Source organism: Bacteriovorax sp. DB6_IX (assembly GCF_000447775.1).
GTDB lineage: Bacteria > Bdellovibrionota > Bacteriovoracia > Bacteriovoracales > Bacteriovoracaceae > Halobacteriovorax_A.
Genome location: NZ_AUNJ01000437.1, coordinates 1 through 6,570, shown reverse-complemented (window position 1 = coordinate 6,570; position 6,570 = coordinate 1). Strand labels below are relative to the sequence as shown.

7 protein-coding genes are annotated in these 6,570 nt (G+C 37.5%); 1 reads left to right on the top strand and 6 read right to left on the bottom strand.

Annotated elements, in window-relative coordinates:
* Nucleotides 1-180: 180 nt before the first annotated feature.
* Nucleotides 181-1,209, top strand: a complete 1,029-nt coding sequence (locus tag M901_RS13570) for a hypothetical protein (protein WP_021278775.1) — start codon at nucleotides 181-183, stop codon at nucleotides 1,207-1,209.
* Nucleotides 1,210-1,286: 77 nt separating this feature from the next.
* Here the strand turns inward: M901_RS13570 and M901_RS16760 are convergent, their stop codons facing one another.
* The 6 genes from M901_RS16760 to rodA all read right to left on the bottom strand — a co-directional run bounded on the left by M901_RS16760 (nucleotide 1,287) and on the right by rodA (nucleotide 6,498).
* Nucleotides 1,287-1,928: a transposase gene (locus tag M901_RS16760; RefSeq protein WP_157680019.1), complete on the bottom strand. Its 642-nt coding sequence runs from the start codon at nucleotides 1,926-1,928 to the stop codon at nucleotides 1,287-1,289.
* Nucleotides 1,929-2,055: 127 nt separating this feature from the next.
* A complete protein-coding gene (locus tag M901_RS13560; RefSeq protein ID WP_021278772.1) occupies nucleotides 2,056-2,493 on the bottom strand; it encodes a hypothetical protein in 438 nt (145 codons plus the stop codon).
* A gap of 207 nt (nucleotides 2,494-2,700) precedes the next feature.
* Nucleotides 2,701-3,186, bottom strand: coding sequence for a MarR family winged helix-turn-helix transcriptional regulator (locus M901_RS13555; protein ID WP_021278776.1), 486 nt, complete (start codon nucleotides 3,184-3,186; stop codon nucleotides 2,701-2,703).
* Nucleotides 3,187-3,269: 83 nt separating this feature from the next.
* Nucleotides 3,270-3,512: a hypothetical protein gene (locus M901_RS13550; protein ID WP_021278774.1), complete on the bottom strand. Its 243-nt coding sequence runs from the start codon at nucleotides 3,510-3,512 to the stop codon at nucleotides 3,270-3,272.
* 53 nt (nucleotides 3,513-3,565) lie between these two features.
* The gene (locus M901_RS13545) at nucleotides 3,566-5,260 is read right to left on the bottom strand and encodes a response regulator (protein WP_034722311.1); all 1,695 of its coding nucleotides are present in this window, start codon (nucleotides 5,258-5,260) and stop codon (nucleotides 3,566-3,568) included.
* A 125-nt stretch (nucleotides 5,261-5,385) separates the two neighbouring features.
* On the bottom strand, nucleotides 5,386-6,498 hold the full coding sequence (gene rodA, locus M901_RS13540; protein WP_021278773.1) for a rod shape-determining protein RodA: 1,113 nt from the start codon (nucleotides 6,496-6,498) through the stop codon (nucleotides 5,386-5,388).
* Nucleotides 6,499-6,570 lie beyond the last annotated feature (72 nt).

Sequence of the window (6,570 nt, the reverse complement as noted above, 5' to 3'; positions counted from 1 at the left end):
AGAATGGCCGCTGCGTAAAAGCGCGGCCATCACGCCAAAACAAATTATATTTCATCTAATAAAGTTTTCTTAACTTTCTGCTCATAACTATCAAAAAATATTGATTTTCCTTGTACTTCTCTATTAAAATTTAACCAATCAAATTTTTTCAAACTTATAAAACAAAACAAGGAGTTAGTTTTGAAAAAAATTATCGCTGGTGCACTAGCACTTTCAATGGGATCAGCTCTTGCTGGTAACGTAATGCCAGAAATGACAAGAGATGGAAAAACTAAGAACGACCTAGGTGTTGCTTGGTCTAAAAGAAATGCTGCTGTTCTTTCATACGATACTCTTACTCAAGATAGAGAAGTAAGTGGAACTGAAACTGCAGAAGTTAAAACTACTAACCTAAATCCATACGTATTTGGAACTCACGGGGCTTTCTCTGGTGAGCTTTCTTACAACATCAACAAAGTTGAAAACACTCCAAAGACTGGAACTTCAACTGAAACTGATACAAACTCTCTTGATCTTGATGCTGCTTACAGAATCAACAACATGTTTGCTGTAACTTTTGGTTACGGAACAGAAAAAGAAGAGTCTACAGGATCTGAAGAAACTGAAAAAGATATGGTATTTGGTTTCTCTTACAACCACGGTAACGGACTTATCGCAGGTGTTTCTTACTCACTATCTAACCAAGAAGATGTTTCTGGTTCAACAACTACTGAAGTAGATTACAGCGTAATCTCTCTTGGTGTTGGTTACCAAAACTGGAACAACAAAGATGGTTACACAGTTGAAGCTTTCTACCAAACAAGAGGTAAAGAGAAAGATACTCAATCAGTTGGTGATATGACTAACCTAGAACTACACGGTACTTATGCAATGGGTGCTTGGGAACTAGATGGTGTTTTCGGAACAATGAAAGAAGAAAACTACGCAGGTACAACTGAAACAACTACAACTACTTTTGGTCTAGACTTCGAGTATATGATCAATGCTAACATTTATGTTACTCCACAATTTGCTCAAGCTAAAGCTGAGACAGAAACTGGATCAACTACTTCTGAAACAAAAGTTACTACTTTTGGATCTGAATTTGGTTACAGAACTGCAATGTGGGATGCAAACCTTGAGCTAGCTCAAGTTAAGTCTGAAACTGATTCTTCAAACACTGAAGATTCTGGACTTAAGCTTGGAGTTAACTTCGGTTACTTCTTCTAAGAATCCAATTCTTAAAATACAGGGCTCCTAACGGAGCCCTTTTTTTTACAAAATTGTTAGGTACCAGTATCTTTTTCTTATGAGGCTCGCGTTAAAAATGCACTCAAATTATGAGACCTCCCAGTATTCGAACTCTTCGCAACCTGAAAACATCCTCTTCTCAAACCTTTTCGAATTAAGTCACTCTCTTTTTCAGAAATAGAAGTATTAAATGACTCGATTAACTCTGTATTTCTATATTCAAAGAGACTTTGAACTTTTAATGGAAAATATTTTTCAAAAGATTCACAGTGAAGGGAGCTAAATGGATAATCCTCTACCCTTTCAACAATTTTCGCTCTAACAGGATTTTGAAAAACATATCTCACAACATTTCCCAAATAATTTTCATTAGTAACAATGCTCCAAGTGTAGCGGCCACCAAAAACTCGATTTTCCCTCTTCGTTCGAGTACGAATAGAATCAGCTAAGTTCTTATTAAAATTTCTCATGAAATAGTCGATATCCTGATTTGGAGTCGAGACAAGTAAGTGATAATGATTATTCATCAAAACAAAGGCATGAAATGAAATAGGTCCAAGCTCATTTGCTCTCCTAAATGAAGAAAGTGCGTACTCCCAGACTTCATCTATAGGGACTTTAAACCACTCCTTATTATTAACTCTTGAAATAATGTGATAAGGAAATTCATTTGTTCTGATTAATTGTTTTCTCGGCATAGGAGATAAATATTGAACTTGATAAGTGAAGTCACGACTTAAAAAGTTGAGGGCCCGCATTTTTCGCTTAGGAACAACGCAGGTCTCATAAGAAAAAGATACTGGTACCTAAACCAGTATCTATTTTTTAGAATTGGCAGTGGTTTCTCATTAGAACTTCTCCATTTTCTCTAAATTCCATAGTTAGAGTCATTCCCTCTGCTGATGCCGTCCAACTTCCAATAATATAATCAGGATCAGTATCTGAGTTTTGTCTTCTCATAACAACAACCTCACCTTCCTCTTCAGCACCTATATACAATTTTTCTCCATCAACAACGGCCTTAAACTCTTGAACCCCCTCCACTCCAACAGAGCATGCTTGGCCAGAATCATTAGACTCTTCAACTTCAATTCCATCAATTGTAATAAGAAGCTCATATGGTTGATCACCTTCTCTAACTTCATAACTAGAGATAGTTTCAACAGTAATTGGTGATAAGCCATTTTCTTCAGACACTTGCTCAACACATGAAACAAGTACAAATAAACATAAAATAGAAACTAAACCTTTAACCGCTTTCATAATTCTCCCCTTTGTCAGCGTTAATTAAATTCACTGAACACAGAGCAACGGTTGTGCCAAAACACAAACGTGTAATTTCAAACAGTTATATAGAAATCTGAGTTCCAAATCTGGAATTTGTTTCATTAATGAAATGGAATTGAGATTCCTTTTCCTTATGAGACACGAAAATAACGCGAAGCTCATAAGGAAAAGATACTGGTACCTTTAGAAGTCGAGGGAAAGGTTTAGTTGGATGCGGGATTTTAGTGTGTCCTCTTGTACAGGGGTCATTTTTTGGTGCATATTATCGAGTGTTGAGTTGATTCGATCCAACTCAAGATCTCCGATAGTACGCGAGTAATCCGCCTCAATACTCTCCAGTGCCTCGAATAGTGAAAACTTAAATCTCTCCCCATAATCAGTAAGGAAAACCTTAATCTCTCTCTTATCCGCCTCACCGGCCTTTCGAATAATGTAACCCCTCTTCTGGAGCTCATTCAAATGACTTGTCATAGTTTGTTTCTTTAGACCACAGGCATTCCCCACATCTTTAATAGATGGTCCCTGGTTCTCACAAACGTATACTAAAATTTCAAGGAAGCTTGGTCTCAAATCCGTGAAACCTTTTTCTTGTAGAAGTGTTAACAACTGATTGTTGTAAACTCTGTAGATTTTTTTAAGTAAACCGCCAATACTGGAAATTCGCTTCATGCCCATCTCCTGGTTAGTATGATTTTAATACTATACTGAGAGATGGTCCGAATAGTCAAATATTAGTACGAATTAACTCAATGCTATAAATTTAGTGCTCTCGTGATCTCTTCGCCGTGAACAACCCCATCAGAGCCACTTTCATCATATTGCGCCTCTTTTGGCATCACCATATGAGTGCCCTGATCATAGTCAAACTCCAGGCCCATATGCCACATATCCTTCTTCAACTGTTCAAAAACAGGGTTTTCCCTCTTCTCAAAAGCTTGTGTACTAGTGCAAAGAATTAAAGCAAGTGTCGAAATTTTGATCATAATTTTAAGCATTTATCGTCCTTTTTAGGGTTTCTACCTTATATTAAGCAAGATAAATGCCAGAATTAGAGGATTTTATGGATGGCCCATTTTAGTTTCTTTGGGGATATGGGCTTAGTGAGAAAGTCATTCATTCCGGCCAGTAAGCACTCTCTCTTGTCCTCCTCAAAAGCATTTGCAGTCAGGGCAATAATTGGAATATCTGGCTTAAATTCACGGATCTTCTTGGTGGCGGTAATTCCATCCATAACAGGCAATTGGTAATCCATCAGAATAAGGGAAAAGTCTTTATCACGCGTCATATCCACAGCTTCAACGCCATTTTTCGCAATTGAGACCTTTGCTCCAGCGGACTCTAAGGTCTTTACAACAAGTTTCTGATTTATGGTGTTATCTTCTACGAGCAGAATTTCTAAGTCTTTCAAATTTACTTCATGAAAATCAGAATCAAATGTCACCTCAGAAGTCGTCTCTACAGCAGGAACAGAGATAAGAAATTGAGACCCGATATCCTTTGTACTTTCAACACTTACTCCCCCACCCATCAATTGAATGAGCTCCCTTACGATTGAAAGTCCTAAACCAGTTCCGAAGAACTCGCGTTTCATATGCTCTGTTTCCTGGGTGAAAGCCGCGAAGATATGAGCAACTTTACTCTCTTCAATCCCAATCCCAGTATCTTCAACTTTATAAATTAGATTCCCATCGACATAGGTACACTTAACAGTCACGATACCTTCTCTCGTAAACTTAAATGCATTCGAAATAAGGTTAGTAAGAACCTGAATCATACGCGTTCTATCTAGCATAAGATACTCAGGAATAACTCCATTAGTAACAAACTCGGATCTAACCTTAGAATTTTGGTTGTGAGTTTCAAGCAGGTGCTGAACCTTTTGGTTGAAGCTTTCCATTAAAGTGGGGGCAGGATTAATCGACATCCCCCCCATTTCAATTTTAGTATAATCCAGAATATCACTTATAATTGAACTCAGTTGAAGTGAGCTTTCCATTATATATTGATTAGTTTTCTTCTGATCATTGTCGAGATCAGTATTTGAAAGAATCTCTGACATACCGATAATTCCATTCAACGGAGTTCTTAGTTCATGTGACATATTCGCCAGGAAGAAGCTTTTACTTCGATTGGCCAACATGGCCTCTTCTTTTGCCTTAAAGAGCATATCACGCTGCTTTTTAATATCAGAAAGATCCGTCGCAACTCCAAGAAAGCCAACAATAATTTTCTTAGAATCATATATTGGAGTCACAGAAAGAATAACAGGAAAGCGCGTTCCATCTTTTTTAATATAGGTCCATTCTCTCTCATCTTTATCATCGCGATAAACTTTTCTGACAAAGGTTAGAAAACCAGGAGGATTATTCTCTCCGAATTCCTCATTTAACTCTTTAGTTCTCTCAACAATTTCTTCAATATCGTGAATGATTGATGGGTTTTGCTTACCCACCATCTCTCGCGCTGAATAGCCAAGTAAGTCCTCTGCCCCTTTAGAGAAATGCGTAATAATCCCGTCAGTGTCGGTTGCAATGATACTTACTTTTGCACTTTTTAAGATCGCCTCTTCAAGTTCAACATCCTTTATGAGGTTTTGTCTCATAAAATAATGGATTCCCATACTGGACGTGACACTTATTAAGAGAGCAATAGTCAAAGCATCAGAACTTCCAAACGCTAGGAAAATAATGAGCTCGATGGAAATAATTACACCGCAAGTAAGTAGAGTGAGAAATCTTTTCATAAGTACCTAATTATAGGCCGTACACTCAAGAAATCTAAACTGAGCTAATGAAATAGTTCAAATCACTCACTTCTTAACAAATTAAACGCTCAAAAAAATAGCGATTTTGAGTCCTTTTTGTGGCGTTAAAACATATTCCTCGAGTTGGATATTGAAGTCGCAATTCCGCAACAAATCCCAAATGTCAGTAAGGACGAACCACCGTAGGACATCAACGGAAGGGGGAGCCCAACAACTGGTAATAGTCCCATGACCATTCCCATATTAATAAAGGTGTGCCAGAAGAAAATGGACATAACTCCTATGATGACAATGGAGTCAAAAATCCGGGAGACATTGACCGCCAACCATACAAATCGGTAGAACAAAAAGAGGTAAAGACCGATTAATAATATTGATCCAAAGAAACCATGTTCTTCATTGAAAATAGAGAAAACAAAGTCTGTATGGTTTTCAGGTAGGTAGTTTAATGATGCCTGTGAGGACTTCATAAGTCCTTTACCTAAGAACTTTCCCGAACCAATTGCGATCTTTGATTGTATCGCATTATAGCCAGAACCCTTGGCATCCGCTGTTGGATTGATAAATGTTTTAATACGTCTTTTTTGGTAATCTTTAAGGCCAAACTGATACATCAGTCCCCCACTTAAGATACCAACAAGAGCAAGAATCCCCAAAGACTTCCACTTAAGCTTTCTAAAGAATGCCATAGTGAAGAAAATAAGTAAAACTAAAAGACCTGTCCCTAAGTCTGGTTCTAGAACAATTAAGAGTGTTGGAATAAAAGCAATAATAAATGGGACGATCAATTCCTTAATCCCCATCTCCTGATCTGGAGAATGCTTTCTAAACCATCTTGCTAAAACAAAGATTACTGAAAGCTTCATTAACTCTGAGGGCTGAATTCGAACAGGCCCTAGTAGAAGCCAACGACGCGCCCCCATTCCCTTATGACCTAAGAACAGAACTAGAACGAGTAAGAAAACGTTAAAGGCGTAAACAAACCACGCGAATCGAAAGTAGTTCTTCGGTTGAACAAAACTTATTCCAAAGCCAACTGCAAGAGAAAGTGCATACCAACCAAGTTGAACCTTATAAAGATTCGCATGATGAAAGCTCGCAGATGTGTGCGTGGCGGAATAGAGATTTATAATTCCAAAAATAAATATAACAAGAGAGAGACCAAAAAATGAAAAGTCATATCTCTTTAATAATTCTTTTATATTTTGAAAGTCCATTTATCCTTCTTCTTCATCTTGATTTTGTTCTTGTAGTTTCTTTCTACGTTGTTGGATTTTTTGCCAGTAGGC

Bases quoted from the DNA above. Each gene is read 5' to 3' on its own strand.
- M901_RS13545 (WP_034722311.1), bottom strand. From the start codon at position 5,260: ATGAAAAGATTTCTCACTCTACTTACTTGCGGTGTAATTATTTCCATC.
- M901_RS13550 (WP_021278774.1), bottom strand. From the start codon at position 3,512: ATGCTTAAAATTATGATCAAAATTTCGACACTTGCTTTAATTCTTTGC.
- M901_RS13555 (WP_021278776.1), bottom strand. From the start codon at position 3,186: ATGAAGCGAATTTCCAGTATTGGCGGTTTACTTAAAAAAATCTACAGA.
- rodA (WP_021278773.1), bottom strand. From the start codon at position 6,498: ATGGACTTTCAAAATATAAAAGAATTATTAAAGAGATATGACTTTTCA.
- M901_RS13560 (WP_021278772.1), bottom strand. From the start codon at position 2,493: ATGAAAGCGGTTAAAGGTTTAGTTTCTATTTTATGTTTATTTGTACTT.
- M901_RS16760 (WP_157680019.1), bottom strand. From the start codon at position 1,928: ATGCCGAGAAAACAATTAATCAGAACAAATGAATTTCCTTATCACATT.